The sequence below is a fragment of the Floridaenema aerugineum BLCC-F46 genome, from assembly GCF_041929345.1.
In the GTDB taxonomy this organism is placed as follows: domain Bacteria; phylum Cyanobacteriota; class Cyanobacteriia; order Cyanobacteriales; family Aerosakkonemataceae; genus Floridanema; species Floridanema aerugineum.
Map to the genome: position 1 here is coordinate 23,311 of NZ_JBHFNQ010000140.1, position 22,599 is coordinate 45,909.

The following is a 22,599-nucleotide window of genomic DNA, read 5'->3' on the forward strand; positions in this document are numbered from 1 at the left end:
TAAGGCAAGTTTTCAACTAAATTTGAGTTATAATCACCCCTCTCCCTTGCCCCTGTGTCCCCTTACCCCCCTACCCCACAGATAAAATAATTTCTCTGGCTAGAATTGAAGAAGTGGAGTTTCAGATTCTAATTGTTCGGTTTCTTCCAACATTTGCCAAATTTGTTGTAACAAATTCTCTAGTCCAGAACGAGTAGCAGAGGAAATGAGAAAAACTTGATTTCCGCTTAACTCTTGCAATTGTTGACGCAGTTTTTCTAAGTCTGTTTGTGCAGGATCGATCGCATCAATTTTACTCAAAGCCAAAAGTTGCGGACGTTCGGATAAACCCCGCCCATAAGCTAATAATTCTTCTTGAATTGTTTGATAATTGGCGATCGGATCTTCCGCCGTTGCATCAATTAAATGCAGCAATAACCGAGTCCGTTCAATATGACGTAAAAAATCATGTCCCAAACCCACACCTAAATGAGCACCTTCAATCAATCCGGGAATATCTGCAAAAACTGCGCCATCACCATCCGGTTTTTGCACTACACCTAAGTTCGGAACTAAAGTTGTAAAAGGATAATCAGCAATTTTGGGTTTAGCAGCAGAAATTGTGGAAATCAAAGTAGATTTTCCCGCATTGGGCAACCCCATAATTCCCACTTCAGCTAACAGTTTTAATTCCAAACGAAGCAGTCGCACTTCTCCCGGCAACCCTGGTAAAGCATATTCCGGCGCACGGTTACGATTACTGAGAAAATGCTGATTTCCTAAACCACCTTTGCCACCTTCGGCAATACAAAGAGTTTGCCCAGGTTCAACAATATCTCCCAAAATTTCGTCAGTTTCGGCATCATAAACGACAGTACCACAGGGAACTTGGATTATGCGATCGCTCCCATTCGCCCCAGTGCGATTATTTGGCCCCCCACGCGAACCATCCTCAGCCTTAAACCGATGATTATATTTAAAATCCAGCAAAGTCTGCAAGTCCGAAGTAGCAACAAGAATACAAGAACCCCCTTTCCCCCCATTACCACCAGAAGGCCCACCAGCCGGAACATACTTTTCCCGGCGAAATGCTACAATTCCATCGCCTCCTTTACCAGCCTCAACTTCAATTTCTACTTGATCGATAAATTGCATAATCGTCCTTTTTTACCTAACTTTTAAACTAATTCCTATATTTTAGTATCTATGCTCAGATCCCCGACTTCTTCTGTGAAGTCGGGGATCTAGAGTTAAATATCAGCTTTATTTCTGCCTTGTACCCTTAATTATGACTAGGAGCAACGAAAGCCAGAGTCAGACTATCATGAGCTAAGAAGTGAGCTAAATGAAATGCTCTGTCTTCTGTCTCCAGCAAGATTTTTTCATACAAATAACGAGTAGCGCGATCGCCTAAACTCTCTGCTTGTGCTGCTTGGCTTCTAATTACTTTGATTACAGCTTGTTCCGCTTGTAAATCATGTTCTACCATCGATCGGCTAGTAAAAATGCCATCATCTTCGGGAGTGAAGCAACACAGTTCAGCAAGTTTGGTGAAACTAGCAACAGGAACACCGCCTAAGCCATTCAAACGTTCACCAATTTCATGAATGTGCCCTTCTACTTCTCCATAGCTATCTTGAAAGAATTGATGTAGAGAATAGAATTCACTACCCTCAACTACAAAATGATGTTTCTGATATTGCAGATACAACGCTTGAAAGCTAGCTAAGGCAATATTTAATCCTTCACATACAGGTCCAGTAACGGATTTTTCTAATAAAACTGGATTGTCAGCAATCTGATCTACGGCTTGTCTTAAACCTAAAGCTTGGGTCATGTTTTCCCCTTTTCCTGTTACTTAAGGATTCTGGTTGCAGCTATTGACAATCTATCACTTTCCTTTTAATAGTCAACTAGGCTTTTGGCAATTGATGCAAAATTTTATCAATAATTAAGACTTGCTTAAGCTGGAGATTGGCTGGAAGCACAATCCACTAATTTAGCAATGTCTATATATGTCAGGAAACGACCACACTTACCAAAAGTAAAAAATAAAAATTTTACTTTTTAGTTAGATGAGAATAATTGACACTCTGTTAATTGCTGAAACTTAATGTTTGCTGAGTTTGGATGCCATAGTTGCTCCATGTCGCCACCATTGCGACCCACCAACCCAACTACGTGAAGGCAGATGTCCCACTGGGGCTGATATACTAAATTTCAAATAGGAATTATGGGTTTGGTGTGTAGGCCAACCAACCGCCTCACAAAACCGTCCATAATCATCATTAACAGCATGGAAAATGTATGCTTGGATACTGAAACCGAAGTGTTGTTGACTGTACTTTACCCAGAGGCGATCGATAGTCTGTAAATCCTCATCAGGTAGTCTTTCAATGTCACTAAGCTTTAGGTAAGCATTAGTAGATTTTCCCAGAGCTAAACATAAGACGACCCAAGTTTCGCGATCGGCTTCTTTCCATTTCCCAGCAGCTAACAAATGCTGTAAGTTTGTGTAATCAACCCCTACTTCCGAGATTAATCGATCTCCTTGCGGTTTAGCATTGTAGCGACGCAAAATGTTAGTTAAAATGTTATTTTTCTGAGGTGGTAAAGGTTGAACTATTGCCGGAGTTGATGGTAAGATAGTCAAGGCTAGTAAGACATCGCCTACAGATTGGTAACGTTGACTAACGGCTGGTTTGATTAATTTATCTAAGATTTTAGTTAGGCGATCGCTCACCGAGCTACCTTTAGGTAAAAAATCTCGCCACACCCAAGTATTATTAGCAATATCAGTTAAATCAAACGGAGACACACCAGTTAATAAATAAATGCAAGTAACACCCAAACTATAAAGGTCACTAGCAGGTAAAGCCTTTCCCTTCATTTGTTCCGGCGCAACATATTCCGCAGTACCCACCGCCGTTCCAGTACGAAATAAACCACTATCAGTAATTAACTTAGCTACCCCAAAATCAATCAAAAATAACTTTCCATCTGTTTGACGACGGATAATATTTGCGGGTTTAATATCTCGGTGAATCACATGGCGATCGTGGACAAATTTTAACACAGGAACCAAATCTTTGAGTAACTCCCAGATTTGCGATTCATTAAACACCCCTTTTTCCTGCAACTCCTTCTCTAAAGTTTGTCCAGGAATAAACTCTTGGACTAAATAAAGCTGTTTTTGCTGTTCAAAATGCGCCAATAAAGATGGTATTTGCGGATGTTTTCCTAACTCTGCTAAACGTTGTGCTTCCTGACGAAACAACTGAGTTGCTTTATTAACGACTAAAGTATTTTTACTTTGTAAATAAAGTTGCTTCACCACACAGCGAACTTTATCAGCTGTTCCTTCATCTATTGCTAAAAAAGTTTTACCAAAACCACCTTTTCCGATTAGTTGCATCGGGCGGTATCTATCTTTTAATGTTAGCAAAGAACCACAACTTAGGCAAAATTTTGCATTGTCCGGGTTAACAGGACTAAAACATCCTGGGGTGAGACAGTAAGACATAGTACCAACTAACAAAGCAATTAACTATACAATTAACATACTTAACTTATAGTTGACAGTTTACAAACGTTTCTGAAAAGAAATTTTACTAATGTTAAGCTCTTTTAGAGATTTGAGTGATTTCAGATAATTAATAACTTATTGCTGTTCTGCTTGGTAAATATAAAATTGATGCCCCACTGCTAATGTGCCAAAATGGTAAGAAGGTAATAAGCCAGAGGGTAAGAAGGACGAAACTTGAGTAATTGATAACTCAGTTGTGTAAATACTGAACAGAAGAAAATTATATCTTTCTGTACCTTGAGAAATGATTTGTTTGATTTCTGATTGATTGGAATTAACCAATCTTTTGCACTCTCGTTTGAGGGACTTTCCCCAAATTTTCGGTGCTTGGGGACAGACGTTTTCTTGCAAATATTCGGTGAGTTGCTTGGTAGCATACTCCTCGTACTCCGACTGACTGGGATTGCTGATGGCTAAGGACACCAGTAGTCCGGTTACAATGGCAGTACCCAGAGATAGGGGAAGATTCCAACTTTTCATTAATTTATTGTGTCCGTTTAAGTCCAGAGTTAGCTTAGCACTGAAAGAATTTTTTCATCTCTAGGTCAAGGACTTGATCCTTTTGGGAAAAGAGTGCTATGATAAGTAATCGCAAGGCGAGCGTAGCCAAGTGGTTAAGGCAGTGGATTGTGGTTCCACCATTCGTGGGTTCAAGTCCCATCGTTCGCCCTTCTTGTCTCGATTAACACATTATTTGTTGACAAATTAATTAATGTAGGGGCGAACGCGAGTGCGTGCCGTAGGCATCAGCATTTGGGCGATAAATTCTGCAACCTACCAAAAATACTTGTACCCAAATGCTTCGCCCTGTCTTGGGCGCAAGGTGACGGTAGGGACACGGCATCATTAATATTTGCCACTCCTGCGTTATCTTTTGAATGCCGTGTCCCTACAATTTCTTCGTTCCCAGGTTGAACCGGGGAACGAGGAAAAGGATATGCAGCACGTATTGAGGCCGTCGCTGGAAGTTCTCTCCCCAGTTACCGATCGTTCTTTCACTTAGTCCGGTTGCTTCGGCTAGAGAAGCTATGCAGGCTTTTCTGTATCCCCAGTCATCGGGGGACATCTCAACCCATCGTTTGCAATAGTCTAGAGGCTCCAAGGGCAGGTTACTGAGCGCATCGATCCTATATTGAGTTTTCTTCGGGTTGCTGTCTATTGTCTGGCGCGGTTTAGGTGACACATTTACTCACTAATCGAGACTATTTAATAGCATAAGTTGGAGTGTGATCGCGCTGGCTAACTTAATGCGATCGCTCAAAAGCAATACAAACTCTCTAGTTCACTAGGCTCTGTGCAGACTCAGGAGGTATTTTTTCATCTAGTCCGTAATAACTGCACAAAGGTATCGCTAACTGTATGATCTTTCGTATCAGCGGCATACTGAATTAACTGTTCGCGTAGTTTTTTCGCTTCATCTAAAGGCAGTAAGGTTGCTAATAAGAAGTAAACACCCCGAAATCGCGAATCGCTCATGAGGTCAATTAATCGTGCTTCAGTTTCATGACTGTCGCCGAGGAAGTTTTGTACCAGGAAGTAATCCATAATTTTGTCGTGGCGGAAGCACCATTGTTTCTTGGCTTCTCCTTTTTCTTCCCACTGACGGCTGACTACCATCTTATATTTCTCATCTTCTAGAGACTGTAATTCTCGGTAAAATTGCTCCGCAGGTAAAGCTTTTTCGTCCTTGAGTTGCATATTGTAAACGGCTTCGGAGAATTCTTTCAGAGGAAATTCGTAATTCCATTCTTCCAAGAATTCTTTTGCCATCTGGTTGTATTGTTGTTCTTGCAGGCGAAGTAGGTCAGGTATTTCGCCTTGGGATAGCATAAGGGCGACGAGAGTTAGATCCATTGGGTTGGATAGTCTGTTTTTGGTGGCTTTTAAATCGTTGTCGGGTTGTTGGTTGTTGAGGGCGTTTAAGTAGTTGGTGCAGGCTTTTTCGTAATCAGTTCCTTGAATTTTGGCATCTTTGGGCAGTCTTGGCTGACGGGAAATTAAAAACTTCTTGATTTGGTCGGTTTCAAGGGGTTGGAAGTAATAGGTTTTTGCGGTTGAGGGGGGTGTCCACTGCAAACGCTGGGTGGTCATGATAATGTTACCCCGGAAATATTTCTCAACGAAGGAGACGATTTTTGCTCGCGTTTCGGCGGAGACTTCGTTGAGTCCGTCAATGCAGATATCGATAGCACCACTATAAATGAGGTTTTTCAGGAATTCGGCATCTTGTGCTTGTCCTTGCAGTTTTTCCTGAATCGCTTCAATCACACCTTTGTCGCATTTTTGGGCGGGTAGGTAGACGACGATGCGCGGGGAATTTTTGACGAGATGGCGCAGAAACATCGACTTGCCTAAACCGGAATCGCCTTCTAAGATGATTTGCCCTTGGATACTGGGTAGTGCTTCAGTAACGGGTTTGATTTCTCCTGTACCTGGAACTTTGACTTTAGACTGTGGGAAGTAGGTGAGGGAACTGAAATTGTCTAATCCGGCATCGGCTAGTAGGGAAGGTTTGAAAGGTTCAAATAGTTTGCGGCGCAGGTAGGGAACCCAGGTGAGGAGAAAGCCCACATAGCCCACACCCAAAATCTTGCGTACCCACGGGTTCCAGAAAAAGATGGCTTGGACTTGGGCAGATTTGGGGTAGGCGAAGATGAGGACAAGCCAAAAGGTAGCATGAATCAGGATGGTGTTTCTGGCGTTAAAAATCCACTGCCAAAATGTCAAATTATTAATTGCGGACTGCACCGTATCAGTGGCGTTGTATTTGCCTTTTTTGAGGTTGTTGCAGTGAGTTTGCAGTAAGAGAATATCCTGGGGTTTCCAAGATATCTGTTGTGCAACAATACCTATCTTGTCTGCTAAGTCTTTTTGTAAGCGTTCTAGTCCCTGACTCGCTTTCCAGGCATCGCGAAAGACTTCTAGTGTTTTCTTGGCTTCCTCGTATTTGAGTTCAGTAGGAAGTGCTTTAGGATTGCCAAGCCATTTGAGCAAGGTTTTCACCTCATCCGTGCCGCCACCCAGGAAATAGGTCAAAAATCTCCACTGTTCAAATTTGTTATTTGGCTCATAGACCCGATCTAGGACGACAACAACCTCGCTTAGCCCCAGTTTCCTGATATTGCTCAAGGCTTGTGCTGCATCGTAACGATTAGAGACATTCAGATTTTCATCTTTGAGGAAGTTGAGGATGTCTGGGATATAGGGTTGAGCTACCTGTCCCATGTTACCCAAGGCTTGTGCTGCATCGCCACGAAAATCTGCGTCCACCTTGTCATCTTTGAGGAAGTCGGCGATGTCTTGGATATAGGGTTGAGCTGCCTGTCCCATGTTACCCAAGGCTTTTAGTGCATCGCCACGAACATCTGCATCATATCCAGTGTATCCAAGGATATTCGGCTTTTCATTTTTGAGGAAGTCGAGGATATCTTTGATATAGGATTGAGCTGCGTTCCCCAAGATAACGAAGGCATTTGCTGCACCGTTACGAACCAAGACTTTTGCTATACCGTAACGATTAGAGACATTCACATTTTCATCTTTGAGGAAGTCGAGGATGTCTTGGATATAGGGTTGAGCTGCCTGTCCTATGTTCCACAAGGCTATTGCTGCATAGCTACGAAAATCTGCGTCCGCCTTTTTATCTTTGAGGATGTCGGCGATGTCTTGGACATAGGGTTGAGCTACCTGTCCCAACTTACCCAAGGCTTCTACTGCACCGCGACGAACAGATGCGTCCGCCTTTTCATCTTTGAGGATGTTGGCGATGTCTTTGATATAGGGTTGAGCTGCCTGTCCCAACTTACCCAAGGCTTCTGCTGAACTGTTAATAACGTTTATGTCCACCTTGTCATCTTTGAGGATGTCGAGGATGTCTGGGATATAGGGTTGAGCTGCCTGTCCCAAGTTCCCCAAGGCTTCTGCTGCACTGCGACGAGCATCTATACCCACCTTTTTATCTTTGAGGATGTTGGCGATGTCTGGGATATAGGGTTGAGCTGCCTGTCCCAACTTACCCAAGGCTTCTGCCGCACTGTTACGAACAGATGCGTCCACCTTTTTATCCTTGAGGATGTCGGCAGCTTTGCGTGCTATGTCCTCCGGTTTCTTAACCACTGATTTCAAGTCTTGCGACTTGTAGCTAGCTAATTGCTCGAAAGCATATCTCTTCACTTGGTCTTGGCTATCTTCAAGGGCAGCTAAAATACCATCAATCTGCCAAGGTTGGGGCTTCGGCTTGGGCGCTTCTTGGGCATTCACCCAAGAGAGGGAGAGAAGGAGAATCAGGAAAAGAGTAAAAGGGAAAAGGAAAAAGGGAGAAAACTTGCGGGTTTTGCCCGAAATTTTGAGCATGGTTGTGGGATAGAATGCGCCTTGGGTCGTCAAATAGCAAAATAGCATCAAAAAAGTGCGATCGCTAATTTGGAGTTAAAGTTATCAGGGTAAGTGCGATCGCGCCCTTCCACCCTGTTAAACGAGTTTCTGACGTTTCGCCATTGTTGTAAAGGGAATAACTATCGGTAATTTTTGTTAACCAAGGACGACTCAAAACTTCACCAAATTGATCGACCAACATCAGGTCTAATTTTGTATGATCGCATTGCCATACATGGTTGCTATAGCGTACATCCAAAGTTTTACCATCACGAGTTTGATGGGAGACTCGTGAACCTCGCCAGCCGATATAATGACAAGTAAAATGTTAAAGCTCCCACATGAAGCTAAATAGTGTTAAAATGGCTGAAACCCTTAGTTTGCAAGGATTACAACCTGGTAAATTTGGACGACATTAATTAGTTAAGACGACAAATAATGTGTTAACCGACTTCAGGGGGGTTGGGGGGATCAAAACCTAGTAATCACAGCATTAGATCCCCCCACTACCCCCCTTACTCAAGGGGGGAACTCCGAAAGAATTAATAACTAGCAACTTGCGTTATTTATACTAAATATTTATATCCTTACTAATCCTCACCAGTTTCTTTGATTAACCGACACCTCCAAAAACAGTTCAGGTCAGCTTTTCAGTGGATTCTGTTTATTTTTGCAAGCTCAAATAAGCTTTAGCAAAACGTTGACCGATTGTTTGATAACTTTCTGTAGTAAAGTGAACGTAGTCTTTCAAGGCTAAGTCATCTGTGGTAATCATTGCAGAAAATGGCAAATTGACTTGACGCTGCTGTTCTTGGACAACTTTCCAATTTACAAATCTTTCTGGTTCTGTGTTACTGCCAATTTGTGCAAAAACTACAGGTAAATTAGGCGATTTCAAATCTCCACGCCAATTTCTGACCAGAAGAGTAAATTTATTTGCCCATTGATTGGCGGAAAATATTCTTTTAGGATCTTCTTTGGGGTCTACTGTATCAATTTCGCCTTGAAAAAACAGAATACCAGCAACATTTCCCATTGTTGAAGCTGCGCGTACTCGCTTTAAACAAGATCCATAAAGTGTATTTTCGTCTAAGTTTCCGTTTCTTTGCCACTCATGGATAGAAGAACCACCTTTAGCGCAAGGTATTAGCCCGATTATCATATCAGGACGCTGCTTTAAAATAGTCGTAGCAAACGATAAGGCGGGGCTATAACCTGCGGGTTTGTCTGAGGATATTTTGTCTACTTGATTTGTTGGATCATCGACAGGTTCTTTGGCTACTTTCCAGCGATAATCGTTACCAAAGACAAATATTTTGGGGTTAGTTTCTGCTTGCTTTGGTTGTGAGGGAAGATCCCCCGTTCCTGCCATATTTGACTGTCCAGCAAGTATGAACAACTGCAATTTTCCTTGATACTTTTGCGGAATACTAGTTTGATTTATCTGGGTTATTTCTGAGGGATAATTTGTCTGAAAATTACCCTGGAGTATATTTTTGAAACCGTAGCTTTTTTCTAAAAAAGCGCCGACTGTTACACCAATGGGTAAGGCAAGAACCATAGTTACGATCGCAGGTAAGATATTTCCTTTTTTGAGCTTCATAACGCTTGGTGTTCCTAATTATGCCGTCACTACAAAAATGCTCTTGGGTTATGGAGGAAGCGGTTCAGACGAATTGTTTTAAAATTTTGACTCTTTTAAACAATAAGGTCAGTGCAATTGAAGCGCCCAAGACTATAAAGAAATTAGCTAATATAAACAAAACTGGAACTGCCTGAAATAAATTACCTAGCACAGGAATGCTACCTAAAGGTAGAGGTTTTTGATAGGTAAAGAAAACGTGGAAGCCATAAATTCCCAAAGAGCAATAGGAGAGAAATCCAACAATGGCAGGAACTTGGCGTTTTGATACTATAGCTAAATATAGGAGCAACCAAGAGCCAAAAACGAGAGATAACCTCAAGTAATGATCTAAAGGTGCTTGGTCTACTTGAATTAGCAGACCATTACTTGTCAATATCCATTCTAAAGCAAAAAAGAATAATGTTAACCCAAGTAAGCCGTATAACTTTCGTCGCAAAAATGTAGTTACTTGAGCTAATTTTCCTTCTTTGTATTCTTGTGCGGTGATAGTTGCGGTAAAGACATAAGGCAAGAAATTCACTGGAGTATAGTCCCATCCCGTGAGGTTATTTATAAAGTTTAATAATGATGATTGAATCCCTGTGTACTTAATGATTGGTTGGATAGTAGAAAAACTAAATACTAAGATGCAGGAGGCAATAAGTAACCAATAACTGATGCTTAGTTTTGTCGCTGGCTTTTCTATTTTACTAAATAACAAGACTACAATTTCAGCAATGACTGTGACAAAAATCAGAGAAAAGAAGAAGAAATAGGGTGTACTGTTGCCACTCATGATAAATTCAAAAAAAACTTTGATTGATGAAGTGGCTTTTCTGATTACTTCAAATCCTCCGACAAATAAGACATCATATAAGGTGATCGAACCAACCCAAAAAAGGTAAAGATATATCAGCCGGGGAAGACGTTTTTGAATAAAGTAATTAAGCCCGGTTTTTTCACTTTTATTGTAAAATAGAAACAGGGATACTTGTAAGAACACTGGAACTGCGAGAGCACCTACCATTCCACTCAATACATAATCGCTGAATGACTTAGTAAAACCATTCGGTGCCAGGATTTTTGGGATGTTAAAAATCTTGGTTTTGTATGCGACTATGGCGAGGGAAAAGATGGCGCGGAGAAAATCAAATGCTTCAAATTTTTGCTCCTTCTTTGCCAGGGTTGCTGGTTCACTCTTTTGATAAGAGTCACCTGAATTTGCCGAAAGTTCCATCGTTGTTAACTCCTAGTCCGCAGTAAAATCAAAGAAAGTAAATAAACCAGAGAAAATTAATTATTGTACTAAATATAAAGCAATTTTACTATGATTGGGGTGCTAATTTATTAGTTGTTCGATGGAGATGGGGAGATGGGGAAAAGCGATCGCGCAAATTTCTCCAGAGGTCAATGTTTGCTCTAAACGATAGTCACCATCAACCGGATCGCGAAATACTTTAAGTTGTTGATTTTTTAAGTCTACTACCCAATATTCTTGAATCAATGCAGCCGCGTAGGTTTTATGTTTAACTTCCAAATCTTTAGCAAGAGTTGTCTGAGAAAATTCGATTAGCCAAAAGATGTTTTCCGGGTAAGGATGGCGGGTGCGGTAGAGGGTGCGAAGGGGTTGAACGATCGCTAAATCCGGTTGTGGTTCTGAACCTGTTTCGGGGAGAGTGATTGGTTTTGCATCCCGCACAATAGCCAGATCTGGCAATAGTTCTTTCAAATAGTCAGCAGCATCAGTACTTTGTTGAGCGTGTTCTGGCCCTTCTGGTGGCATTTCGATAATTTCTCCATTCAATAATTCTACATTACGACCTACTAATAATCCAACTTCAATCATGCGGTGATAGTCGTCTAATGTCCATTTAGCGGTAGTGACTGTCATGGCGCGAACTCCTAAATTAAATTCCAACCATCTGACAAAATTTGTTCGGCGGTGAGGTTGAGAACTACAAACAAATAAATAGGCATCGGCTTTATTTACTGTAACACTGTTGCTTTTTATTGCACCAGATGAACAATCCAAAATTAAATTCTCTCAGGAAGCGATCGCCTTCTCAAAAAAAAGCGATCGTTCACCATTTAATCACTAAAAAAACATTTAAGTCGGCAAATTTTCCGGCTCGTTATAGGATACAAAGATCTATCGGGAGTAAGAAGATTTTTCAAAGCTATTCCGAAGTAATTATCATACAATGAGAAATAGGGAAAACGTGAAGATTTTTGATTTATGAAATTGAAACGTCTGGGTCATGTCGCCATCTGCGTTCAAGATATTAGCCGAGCAGCTGAGTTTTACCAAAACTTAGGTATGGAGTTAGTTTGGAAAGATGCAGACTGGGCTTACCTGAAAGCTGGGGATGATGGTTTGGCGTTGTTGAGTCCAGGTTACGATCAAGCAGGAGCGCATTTTGGGTTTGTGTTCAGTGAACGTCAGGAAATGGAAACTGCTTACGAAGAACTCCAGAAGCAAGACATCCATTTAACCAAAATTCACGAACATCGGGATGGTACAGCTTCTTTTTACGGTCGCGATCCTGATGGTAACTGGTTTGAGTATCTTTATGAGCCTGTACCAGTTGCTACCCCTAGTTAGGTCGATCGATTCCTTAAATTTAATTAGGGAAGACTATTTATTTAAGGTTTGCTGCTTTCATAATTGGTGGGGAACGCGCTCATGAGCAGTGCCTTTTGCCTTTAATTTTCGTTATCCTACTTTTGAGAGGGATAATAGCCAGTCAGGTTAAGCAGATTGACAGAGGTTTAACCACCTCGATCGGCCTTAGTTTGTAACAAGAACTTTACAAGCGCTCAGGCAATAGGATTCAATATGATTATCTTGGCTGGCAATTACTTGGCTCCACTAAGACCTTTTTATGAACGAGATGAGGAAGTTTTAAAGGAAATGTTTGCCGATTTGGATGCGGAACAACTGGATCATATCGAAAATTATCCGTTAATTCCAGAATATTTAATCCTGGAATTTTGGGAAGAATTGAGTTTAGATTGTTAAATTGTTGTTCTGTGGTTAATTCCCTCAATCCCTGTCGAAACTCCGCAACTGTCAAATTAATTTACCCTATTGAAATTAGATTTTTTAAGCCTTGATTCAAAACGAAACTTTAGACCTACTGGAATGGCCCCGCTTGTGCCATCATTTATCTACCTTCGCTGCTACTAAGTTAGGAGCGATCGCATCCCGTCACCTACAAATCCCGCCAACTCAAACGCAAAGTTTAGCACTATTAGCCCAAACTAAGGAAGTTTATGAATTAGAAACTCGCTTAGTTTCTGGGTTAAGTTTTGATGGCATTACTGATATTGGTGATGCTTTAGAAAGAGCCGAATTGCAAGGGATTTTGTCAGGGGAAGAGTTGTTGAATATTGCTACAACTCTCGCCGGAACTAGACAACTGCGCCGAGTTATTGATAACCAAGAAGATTTGCCTGTTTTAACAGAATTAGTGGCAGATTTACGGACTTATCCAGAGTTAGAACAGGAAATACATCGCTGTATTGATGATAGAGGTGATGTTGCCGATCGCGCCAGTCAAAAACTCGCTGGTATTCGCCATCAAATGCGCCAACAGCGAGACAGAATTTATCAGATTTTACAGGGTATTATTCAACGCCAATCTAATGCGGTTCAAGAACAAGTAATTACCCAAAGAGGCGATCGCTTTGTGATTCCGGTAAAAGCAACTAGTAAAGATGCAATTCCGGGAATTGTTCATGATACTTCGATGAGTGGCGCGACTCTTTATGTCGAACCAAATTCGATCATATCTTTGGGAAACCAAATGCGGCAATTAATGCGTCAAGAACAAAACGAAGCGGAAGCAATTCGCCGAGTTTTGACGGAACAAGTTGCAGAAGTTAAACCAGATTTAGAGCGATTATTGGCGATCGCCACAACTTTAGATTTAGCCACTGCCAGAGCCAGATATAGTTTATGGTTAGAAGCAAATCCCCCAAGATTTATTGAACCACAAAAAGAAACTATTACCCTGCGACAATTACGCCATCCTTTGTTAGTTTGGCAACAAAAACATGAACAAGGCTCAAATGTAATTCCCGTTGATTTATTCGTTCAACCACAAATCAGAGTTGTCACAATTACAGGGCCAAATACCGGGGGAAAAACTGTTACTTTAAAAACCTTGGGTTTAGCAGCTTTAATGGCAAAAGTCGGGTTATTTATCCCCGCACGCGAACCCGTAGAAATTCCCTGGTTTGACCAAATTTTAGCCGATATTGGGGATGAACAATCGCTGCAACAAAGTCTTTCTACTTTCTCCGGGCACATTCGTAGAATTAGTCGAATTTTAGCAGCAATTTCTGGAGAGCAGGAAAACTCTGTAGGGGTAATTCATGAATTACCCCTACAGAGTTTTCCTGCTCCTCAGTCACTAGTACTACTTGATGAAGTGGGTGCAGGAACAGATCCAGCGGAGGGAAGTGCTTTGGCGATCGCACTTTTACAACATCTCGCCAACACCACTTTATTAACAATGGCGACGACTCACTTTGGCGAATTAAAAGCACTTAAATATGAGGATGAAAGATTTGAAAATGCCTCAGTAGAATTTAATGATGTTACCCTCTCGCCAACCTATCGATTATTGTGGGGAATTCCCGGACGTTCTAACGCTTTAACTATTGCGCGACGGTTAGGATTAAATGCCGAAATTGTCGAACAAGCACAAAATTATGTAGGTGGTGCATCGGAAGATGTGAACCAAGTAATTGCAGGTTTGGAAGCGCAAAGAAAACGCCAAGAAACTAAGGCGGAAGAAGCAGCGGAACTGTTAAAACAAGCGGAGAAATTGCATCAAGAAGTAGCGAGAAAAGCGGCAAATTTACAAGAAAGAGAGCAGCAATTAAGGTTACAACAAGAACAAGCTGTACAAGCTGCGATCGCGCAAGCAAAAGGCGAAATTGCTCAAGTAATTCGCCGTTTACAACAGGGAAATGCGACTGCACAAGATGCTCAAGCTGCGACAGCGGCAATTAATCAAATTAAAGAGAAACATTTGCCACCGCCAGCAAAACCAAAACCGGGATTTAAACCGGAAGTTGGCGATCGCATTCGCATTCCCAAACTGAATCAAACAGCGGAAGTTTTAACTGCTGCTGATGAAAACGGCAACTTAAGCGTGCGATTTGGCATTATGAAAATGACCGTTTCTTTAGCAGATGTGGAATCTTTAAACGGGGAAAAAGCAGAACTTCCAGTGAAACAAAAACCCGCTGAAAAAGAAACACCTCGCACTTCCCCAAACAAAGGCGGAACTCAACCCCCACCACCCGCACCCGCCATTCGCACCTCGCAAAACACCGTCGATATTCGGGGTTATCGAGTCGCAGATGCGGAAAGCGAATTAGAACGGGGAATTCGTGCGGCGACTAATGCTGGCGTGCTGTGGATCGTGCATGGTAAAGGTACGGGAAAACTGCGCCAAGGTGTGCATGAATTTTTGCAAGAACACCCACAAGTTGAGCGTTTCGAGTTAGCTGATTCTAAAGAAGGTGGTGCAGGAGTGACGATCGCTTATCTGCGTTAAATTCAGACTAAATTTGTCCTAAAAATGAACATTCTGCAAAGTAGAGATGTTGTATGAAATGTCTCTACTTTGCTTTTTCACGGGTTTTGGTGTACAGAATTGATAACGGCTACTTATATCATGTCCGGTTGATTACCCATAATGTAGAGACGTTATATATAACGTCGTAGAGACGTTATATATAACGTCTCTACAAGGTTTTGGATTAAGGATATTATGGCCGATCGATCGGACATGATATTAAATATAACTTTAGCTATTCTTAAAGTTAGGAATTTTACAAATTCTTTCTTGCCATCAACCATAAGGAGGAAAGTACAATAATAACGATAATGAAAATTATATGAGCCGTTTTGTTAATCAGAACGGTTGACAAATCACTTAACACCGTCCAGTTGATTGAGAACCAATTAATCAATGAATTTTGAGGAACTTCTAGACACCGTAGAAAGGGTGCTACTATCCCGAAAACTCACTCCCATCGAGCGATTCATTTTGCATCAATCATGGTTAGGTAAAGCTTATACTCAAATGGCAGAGGAGTCTTCTTATTGTAGTGCTTATATTAAAAGTATTGGCTCTCAATTGTGGCAAGATCTTTCTCAAGCACTAGGGGAGAAAGTCACAAAAAAAAATTTGCATTTAATTTGGAATGACTATCAGCAAAAGCAGCAAAAGTTAAGAGGAAGCTAGGACAAATTTTATCAGATTAAGTAGGTGCAAATAAATAAAGTGATAATAGTTATCTAAGGATGGGGCGGGCAGGATGCCCACCCCACAAGAAAGCTGTCACTCTTGTGGGGCGGGCAGGATGCCCACCCCACAAGAAAGCTGTCACTCTTGTGGGGCGGGCAGGATGCCCACCCCACAAGAAAGCTGTCACTCTTGTGGGGCGGGCAGGATGCCCGCCTTGGTTTTCACTTTATTTACCTATACCTACTTAGTCTTTCCTGGCAATAACATAATAACGCCAAGGTGCAGGATAACCTTCCACTGTTAAAGAATCATTATCAGAGTTGAGGAATTCCTGTAAACTATCAATATCTGCCCAAGCAGTGCGACGCTGTTCTTCAACTGACAAAGGTGCAGCAAAAAAACAGTTAATCTGCGTAAAACCTGCACGCGCTAACCAATTTTCTAAACAAGATTGAGTGGGTAAAAACCAAATCCCTCGCGCCTGTGCGTAACGCTTCCGGGGAGTCAGGGAAATTGGTAATTCTCCGGGTATTCCTTGACAGTCTATAATGATTTCTCCCTTTGGTGCTAGGGCTTGTTTCATTTTGCCTAAAAGCCTGATCGGATCGGGATGATGGTATAAAATTCCTAGACAAAAGATTGTATCAAAAAAATTAGGATAAAAGTTAATATGCTCAACACCAAGTAACTCAAAAAATAGGTTTTCCTGCCGCACAATATTCTGGATTAATTGAAAGTTCCAAAAGTGTTTAGCCACAGGTTCAAACCCAATTACACAATCAGGTTTTTGTTCGATCATGCGAAACATAAAATAACCATTGTGGCAACCAATATCCGCAACTTTACGATTTTCCAAAGATTGAATATAAGGTAAAATTCGCGCCCATTTCCAATCAGAACGCCATTCGGCATCAATGGTAATGCCAAAGAATTCAAAAGGCCCTTTTTTCCAAGGACAGAAAGCTTTTAATGTTTGCAAAAAACGCTGTTGTTGTTCTGCTGTAAGTTCATCTTTGCGCCCAATTTTTACAACTGGATTAGAAAAGTCAAACCAATTACTTTGGATCTCTTGAACAGCTTGAACTGCTTCTTGATACTGTCGATTTTGTGGGGTGAATAATTTAGCTTGTCGTTCTTGACGTAGGGTTAAAATTGCTTCCCGTTCTAGTTGGGTAGAATAGCGATCGCAATAATCAGGCGCTAGATAACCAATAAACTCATCAAACATTCAAAAATTCCTATTTCAGTGCTACCAACAAAATTTGTAGGGTGCGTCAGAGCCTAAATTTGCGCCAGAGGAGCAAAGTTTGAACTTCTGACGCACCTCCCGTTCCTATTTCAGTGCTACCAACGAAAGAAAATTATGCAGTTTAATCAAAGAATCAACCTGCTGAAAACCACTATCTTTTAACATTTGTAATTGCTCAGTTTCCGTCAAAGGTACTAAAACATTTTCTAGTGCTTCCTTTTTGCGTTCAATTTCTGTTTGAGCATAGCCATTATACGCCTTAAAAGCTTCATAATGTCTGGTAATTGTTTCTTGGAATAGGGGTAATGGTGATTTCACCTTTTCACTCAAAAATAACAAACCACCGGGAACTAAACCTTGATAAATAGACTTCAGCAACTTTTGCCGCACCTGTAAGGGTAAAAATTGTAAAGTGTAATTAATAATTACCACGCTGCTATTTTCAAAAGAGCAATTTTCTGCACTGGCACAAATTAATTCAACTTGATGTATTTGCTGAATTGGTAGCAATTTTTCCCTGGCTTTTTCTAACATTGGTTGCGAATTATCAATCCCGACTAATGTAGCTGGTTGCTGCAAAAAACGCCCGATTAATTCTAAAAATGTTCCTGTAGAACAGCCAATATCAATAATTTTAGTTTCTGTTTGGTAGTAAGCTCTAGCCCAATGAGCAGCACAGGCTAAAACTTCCCGGTACAGAGGAACTGAGCGAGAGATCATGTTATCAAAAACATTGACCACATCCTCGTTAAAAACAAAAGGTTTAGGCCAAGGTTCTTTTTGAAACAGGTCATCTTTTTCAGGACTAAGATAAAGTTCAGTAGGATAAATTTCTGAGTCTTTCATAGGATTGATTCCAAGGGAAAAGCTAACCACAACCAAAGATATAAAGGTGCGCCAAATCCAGGGGCAATAATTGCTAAAATTACAGTGACAATATAAATTCTTGAATGGAGCTAGCTAAATTGTTTAACAGTCGATCGTCAGTACTGGGAATAGGAGTTAAATAGAATCTTTCTCCTGAAAATAACTTTAAGGTTAATCTGTAAAACTGAATCCCAAATAATTTAAAAGGTTCAACTTCAACTAAAGATATTTTGGTAATGGGAAAATGACTATGTTGATTTCCTAACCATCCTTTTTGTTTAAAAGTAACCCGATTTACCGATTTATCAAATAAGCACATCTTTTCCGGGCTACCAAACATCATAAAATTAGCACAAATGATGCAAAATAATCCAAACCAATCAACAGGAGGTGTAGAAGATAGAAAAATTAACAATCCAATTGTTGCGGTAAAACTACTCAAAACCCAAATGGCTATTGGACGTTCCCGCAGAGTTAGTAAGGTAAAAGTTTGCTGAATTACTCTCATATTTCAAGTATATCGAGAATTGAATCTAGATCCCCGACTTCTTGAAGAAGTCGGGGATCTGAGTAGCTTAAAATCTAAAATCGATTAACTTCTTCCAGAGACTTACCAGTTGTTTCAACCTGAAACATATAGGTAATTATGGCTGCTAGTACGCAAAAGATAGCCAACAAAAACAGCACAATTGAAATCCCTACTGATTTTTGTAAAATTGGTAAAGCGAAAGTGCCTAAGACGGCTCCAGCTTTGGCGAAAGCGGCAGCAAAACCAGCACCACTGGCGCGAATTGAAGTGGTAAAAACTTCTCCTGATAATAGAAAAGTTGTGGAATTTGGCCCAGCATTCATCGTTAGATTAAAGATGAGAAAACCAAGAAAGACGATCGCCGTACTCCAAAAACTATCTGAGTTAATCAAATTAGAAGCTGCTAACACCAAAAGTCCTACAGCCATGCCACAAAAGCCAACAATTTGTAAGCGAATACGTCCGGCTTTTTCCACCAAAAATACCGCAATCAAAAACCCAGCAATTAAAAACAAATCGACAAAAGCAGAACCTCTAGCAGAAGCAATTTCTCGCTCAATAAAACTGGTGGCATTTTCAAAGGCTAAAGCGCCAATAATTGTCGGCGTGAAAATGCCAATTCCGTAGGTAGCAATATCTTGTAAAAACCAAGGAACCGAGGCTAAAATTGTGCTGCGAAGATACTTAGGAGAAAATAAGGAACTATAAGGAAGACTTGGTTCTCGTTCTGGGGGATCGGTTTCTGGGGTAATTGCGATCGGTTCATCTAATAAAGTAGATGCCGCCTTAGAAGCTTCATCATATTCACACCTGGCAATGTAATAACGCGGACTTTCTAACAAGAAACTAAACCGCAAAATCGCCACAATAATTGCTAATATTAATCCCACCCCTAACATCCAACGCCACGAATATTGAATAATTGGCAATATTGAATCTGGATAAATAACTTGAAACAAGTGAATTGTAATTAATCCAGTTAAAGCACCCAAAAGTGCGCCAACTGCTTGAAAAGTAAAAGCACCAATTACCATTCTTCCCCGCAGTCGAGAAGGAACGTTTTCCGTAATATAGGAAACGCTAATTGGATAATCTGCACCAATACCAACACCCACCAAAAAACGAAATATAATTAATGAAGTGGCATCCCAAGCAAATGCTGTTCCAGCAGTAGCAATTACAAAAATTGCAATATCAATAATTAACATTAAATGTCTGCCAATTTTATCAGTAATTGGGCCTAAAGTTAGTGCGCCTACTAGCGATCCTGCGATCGCAGCTACCGCCACCGCCCCAACTTGCGCCGAACCTAAATTAAAGTCTCGCTGAAGAAACGGTAAAGCAATACCAATAATAAAAAAATCGAAACCATCTAAAGCAATTAATCCCGCAGATAGCACCCAAAGTAACCACATCACGCGAGTTACTGGTGCAGCATCCAGCCTTTGTTCAAAGGATAAAGGTTGGCTAGTTAAAGTTGTAGTCATTCGATTTCAGATTGAAGATTTTAGGTTTTTGTATTGACCCTTGAGATCAATATTTTGTCTCTATTTAACTCGATTTTCCCATATCTCAAGGAAGATTTATCCCCAACCAACCAGAAAATTTAAGTAAAATCAAGATAAGTTGAGCGATCGTCTTTGAGAATACCATGTGGAAACCAGAACTCCTAGCCCCAGCCAAAAACTTAGAACGCCTCAAAGTTGCCATTGCTTATGGTGCAGATGCCATATATTTAGGTGGACAAAATTATGGCTTGCGGGCGCGTGCTGATAATTTTACAGACTATGAATTAGAGCAAGCTGTAGTATTTGCCCATCAACATCATGCGAAAATTTATGTTACCCTAAACGCTTTTCTTCACGATTCAGATTTTGTCGGATTAGCCGAATATTGTCATTTTTTAGAATCTATTGGTGTAGATGCTGTTATTGTTTCCGATCTTGGTGTGATTCGGGCTATTCGCAACAGTTCAAACTTGAATATTCACTTATCGACGCAAGCTTCTTGTCTCAATTCTTATGCTGGGCTGTTGTGGAAACAAATGGGAGTGAAGCGGTTAATTGTTGGGCGAGAATTGACTATTGCTGAAGCTGGCGCAATTCGAGAAAAGTCAGGCATTGAAGTAGAAATGTTTACTCACGGTGCCATGTGTATGGCTTATTCTGGACATTGCACTATTTCTAATTTTACCGCAGGTCGAGATTCTAATCGTGGCGGTTGTATTCAATCTTGTCGATTACCTTATCATTTAGAAACTGAAGATAAGAAATCGGATGATTTAGTAAGTTTCATGTCTTCGAGAGATTTGTGGGGAATCTACCAAATCGGAGAGTTTTTTCAACATCAAATTTGCTCTTTAAAAATCGAAGGGCGAATGAAATCTTCTTTTTATGTTGGTTTGACTTGTAAGATTTATCGGCAATTAATTGATGCTTATGCTGATGGAACATTGAATGCAGAAATGTTGCAAGTTGCGGCGCGAGAACTGCAATCTGTACCTAACCGAGACTATTTTTCTGGTTCTTTAGAAACGCCAGCAGGTAAGGATTCTGTGTTCGGACAATTGTCAGGGATAAATACAGGAACTTACGAATATTTAGGTTTGGTTGTTGATACCACTCCTGATGAAATTGTGTTGCAACTTGTGGAACCTTTAACAGTAGGAGAAGAGATTGAGATTATCCCATTTCAAGGTGAGGCGATTCGGGGAAGAGTCGATCGCCTTTTCTCCATCACAGGTGAAAGTGTAGAATTTTTGCGTCAAGATAGTATTGCACGAATTCCTAAATTTCCAACAGCAACAAAAGCAGCAAATATTGCCAAATTCAATGTAGTTCGATTCAAATCAGCAGTTAAAGAAGTCGCCCATGCAATTTAACACTTTTATTTCATCAATTCCCGATTTAGAACGGTGCGTTAATGCTCCTAATTTACCGGAAGTGTTATTAGAACCGATATTATTAGCACGTCAGGGAAAACTTACAGAAAATCAGGTAAAAACTTTAGCCGAGGAAGCTTTAAAACGAGGATTGCGCCCGGTTTTAGTTTGGGATATTCTGATGCCAGAACGGGCAATGAATGATGTTTGTGAAAGGTTAAAAAGTTGGGATTTCAGTCAGTTTGCAGCGATTCGCGTTTGCGATCCGGGTGTTGCTTATTGGTTGAAAATTCATTTCCCAAAAATGCCGTTACAGTTAATTGTAGAAACGGGAAATCATAACTTTGAATCTTTGCTTGGGTGGTGTGAAATCTTTGGGGAAAGTTTGGAGAGATTGATATTGTCGATCGAACTCCCCGAAGAAAAGCTAATTGAATATTGCCAAAAACTTCCGGTTTCTTGCGAACTACTAGGTGTGGGACAAATTTTACTATTTTATTCACCACGCTCTCTATTAACTGAACCTTTAGCAGCAGAATATGATTTAAATTCAACGCTTTATTTAGAAGCTACTGCTGCTTTTGAAGATGCACCAAATCGCCATTTTCCCACATTAGAAACTATACATGGAACCTTGATGTTTTTGGACAAAGACCAGTTTATTTTGGATAAATTGGAGGGATTAGAATCAGCAGGATTATATACAGTAAGATTAGACTTACGACATTTAGAAAAAAATGGCGATGTCGCAGTTGACATCGATAATATTTGCCATCAAATTCTCAAAGATCCCGCAACTTTACGATTAAATTGGTTTAGAGAAACTCGCGCCCCATTCTTTAAAGCAAATCGCACTACATCACTTTTCCCCAGAATGAAATCGAAAGTAGCAGATTACCGAAATCAAAATTGTTTAGCGGAAGTTTTAACCGGAGAAAGTGGCAAATATGTAGTTTTTCAAACTTTCCGCCCGTTCGATGTTTCCCAAATTGACAGCATGATTATGCCCACAGGGGAAGAGATTAAAATCCCGCCTGAAACTGTCTTTCGTAATATAAACGGCGAACAATTATCAAGTTTTACATCTGACCAAATTCTAGTGACAAGTTGGATTAAAAAAGCAGTACCAGGAACTTTACTTTTGAGCAAACTCCGTTAGAGATTAAATTTAGTACGTTGTTTGGCGTGAGAGCAGGTTTTAAGAATATTTGACATAACGAGGGTAGGGAAAAACCAAAGCCCAA

Annotated in this window: 19 protein-coding genes and 1 tRNA gene; 7 read left to right on the forward strand and 13 right to left on the reverse strand. The window is 40.6% G+C overall.

The window, feature by feature from the left end:
* Positions 1–99: 99 nt before the first annotated feature.
* From obgE to ACE1CC_RS18405, 4 genes are all read right to left on the reverse strand, one after another.
* Positions 100–1,134 carry a GTPase ObgE gene (gene obgE / locus ACE1CC_RS18390; protein ID WP_413271884.1) on the reverse strand — a complete coding sequence of 345 codons (1,035 nt, stop codon included), beginning with the start codon at positions 1,132–1,134 and terminating at the stop codon, positions 100–102.
* A 127-nt stretch (positions 1,135–1,261) separates the two neighbouring features.
* A complete protein-coding gene (dpsA, locus tag ACE1CC_RS18395) occupies positions 1,262–1,816 on the reverse strand; it encodes a DNA starvation/stress protection protein DpsA (RefSeq protein ID WP_413260994.1) in 555 nt (184 codons plus the stop codon).
* Between the two features lie 273 nt (positions 1,817–2,089).
* Positions 2,090–3,502: a protein kinase domain-containing protein gene (locus tag ACE1CC_RS18400; protein ID WP_413271885.1), complete on the reverse strand. Its 1,413-nt coding sequence runs from the start codon at positions 3,500–3,502 to the stop codon at positions 2,090–2,092.
* Between the two features lie 138 nt (positions 3,503–3,640).
* Positions 3,641–4,045: a DUF4359 domain-containing protein gene (locus ACE1CC_RS18405; RefSeq protein WP_413271886.1), complete on the reverse strand. Its 405-nt coding sequence runs from the start codon at positions 4,043–4,045 to the stop codon at positions 3,641–3,643.
* Between the two features lie 116 nt (positions 4,046–4,161).
* Between ACE1CC_RS18405 and ACE1CC_RS18410 the strand changes: the two genes are divergently transcribed.
* A tRNA-His gene (locus ACE1CC_RS18410) sits at positions 4,162–4,234 on the forward strand.
* Between the two features lie 648 nt (positions 4,235–4,882).
* Here ACE1CC_RS18410 and ACE1CC_RS18415 read toward each other — a convergent pair.
* The 5 genes from ACE1CC_RS18415 to ACE1CC_RS18435 all read right to left on the reverse strand — a co-directional run bounded on the left by ACE1CC_RS18415 (position 4,883) and on the right by ACE1CC_RS18435 (position 11,595).
* Positions 4,883–7,918 (reverse strand): hypothetical protein, encoded by a 3,036-nt coding sequence (locus ACE1CC_RS18415; protein WP_413271887.1) that lies wholly within the window; start codon positions 7,916–7,918, stop codon positions 4,883–4,885.
* Positions 7,919–7,982: 64 nt separating this feature from the next.
* Positions 7,983–8,198 (reverse strand): hypothetical protein, encoded by a 216-nt coding sequence (locus ACE1CC_RS18420; protein WP_413271888.1) that lies wholly within the window; start codon positions 8,196–8,198, stop codon positions 7,983–7,985.
* A 405-nt stretch (positions 8,199–8,603) separates the two neighbouring features.
* A complete protein-coding gene (locus ACE1CC_RS18425) occupies positions 8,604–9,542 on the reverse strand; it encodes a sialate O-acetylesterase (protein ID WP_413271889.1) in 939 nt (312 codons plus the stop codon).
* Between the two features lie 64 nt (positions 9,543–9,606).
* Entirely contained in the window at positions 9,607–10,800 is a 1,194-nt protein-coding gene (locus tag ACE1CC_RS18430; protein WP_413271890.1) for an acyltransferase family protein, read from the reverse strand.
* Between the two features lie 102 nt (positions 10,801–10,902).
* Positions 10,903–11,595 carry a Uma2 family endonuclease gene (locus ACE1CC_RS18435; RefSeq protein ID WP_413271891.1) on the reverse strand — a complete coding sequence of 231 codons (693 nt, stop codon included), beginning with the start codon at positions 11,593–11,595 and terminating at the stop codon, positions 10,903–10,905.
* A gap of 204 nt (positions 11,596–11,799) precedes the next feature.
* Between ACE1CC_RS18435 and ACE1CC_RS18440 the strand changes: the two genes are divergently transcribed.
* From ACE1CC_RS18440 to ACE1CC_RS18455, 4 genes are all read left to right on the forward strand, one after another.
* Positions 11,800–12,165, forward strand: a complete 366-nt coding sequence (locus ACE1CC_RS18440) for a VOC family protein (protein WP_413271892.1) — start codon at positions 11,800–11,802, stop codon at positions 12,163–12,165.
* Between the two features lie 234 nt (positions 12,166–12,399).
* Positions 12,400–12,582, forward strand: a complete 183-nt coding sequence (locus ACE1CC_RS18445; protein WP_413271893.1) for a hypothetical protein — start codon at positions 12,400–12,402, stop codon at positions 12,580–12,582.
* Positions 12,583–12,673: 91 nt separating this feature from the next.
* The gene (locus tag ACE1CC_RS18450; protein WP_413271894.1) at positions 12,674–15,133 is read left to right on the forward strand and encodes an endonuclease MutS2; all 2,460 of its coding nucleotides are present in this window, start codon (positions 12,674–12,676) and stop codon (positions 15,131–15,133) included.
* Between the two features lie 417 nt (positions 15,134–15,550).
* Positions 15,551–15,826 (forward strand): hypothetical protein, encoded by a 276-nt coding sequence (locus ACE1CC_RS18455; protein WP_413271895.1) that lies wholly within the window; start codon positions 15,551–15,553, stop codon positions 15,824–15,826.
* 247 nt (positions 15,827–16,073) lie between these two features.
* Here ACE1CC_RS18455 and cmoB read toward each other — a convergent pair whose 3' ends face one another.
* The 4 genes from cmoB to ACE1CC_RS18475 form a co-directional block, all read right to left on the reverse strand.
* Positions 16,074–17,057, reverse strand: a complete 984-nt coding sequence (cmoB, locus tag ACE1CC_RS18460; protein ID WP_413271896.1) for a tRNA 5-methoxyuridine(34)/uridine 5-oxyacetic acid(34) synthase CmoB — start codon at positions 17,055–17,057, stop codon at positions 16,074–16,076.
* 105 nt (positions 17,058–17,162) lie between these two features.
* Positions 17,163–17,924 (reverse strand): carboxy-S-adenosyl-L-methionine synthase CmoA, encoded by a 762-nt coding sequence (gene cmoA, locus ACE1CC_RS18465; protein WP_413271897.1) that lies wholly within the window; start codon positions 17,922–17,924, stop codon positions 17,163–17,165.
* Between the two features lie 79 nt (positions 17,925–18,003).
* The gene (locus ACE1CC_RS18470; protein ID WP_413271898.1) at positions 18,004–18,453 is read right to left on the reverse strand and encodes a hypothetical protein; all 450 of its coding nucleotides are present in this window, start codon (positions 18,451–18,453) and stop codon (positions 18,004–18,006) included.
* Between the two features lie 74 nt (positions 18,454–18,527).
* Complete coding sequence (locus ACE1CC_RS18475; RefSeq protein ID WP_413271899.1) at positions 18,528–19,961, reverse strand: MFS transporter; 1,434 nt, start codon at positions 19,959–19,961, stop codon at positions 18,528–18,530.
* A 164-nt stretch (positions 19,962–20,125) separates the two neighbouring features.
* On the opposite strand from ACE1CC_RS18475, the gene ACE1CC_RS18480 reads away from it, so the two are divergent.
* A complete protein-coding gene (locus tag ACE1CC_RS18480) occupies positions 20,126–21,355 on the forward strand; it encodes a U32 family peptidase (protein ID WP_413271900.1) in 1,230 nt (409 codons plus the stop codon).
* Complete coding sequence (locus tag ACE1CC_RS18485; protein ID WP_413271901.1) at positions 21,345–22,514, forward strand: U32 family peptidase; 1,170 nt, start codon at positions 21,345–21,347, stop codon at positions 22,512–22,514. The genes ACE1CC_RS18480 and ACE1CC_RS18485 overlap by 11 nt, the downstream gene beginning before the upstream one ends.
* The last annotated feature ends 85 nt before the right edge of the window (positions 22,515–22,599 follow it).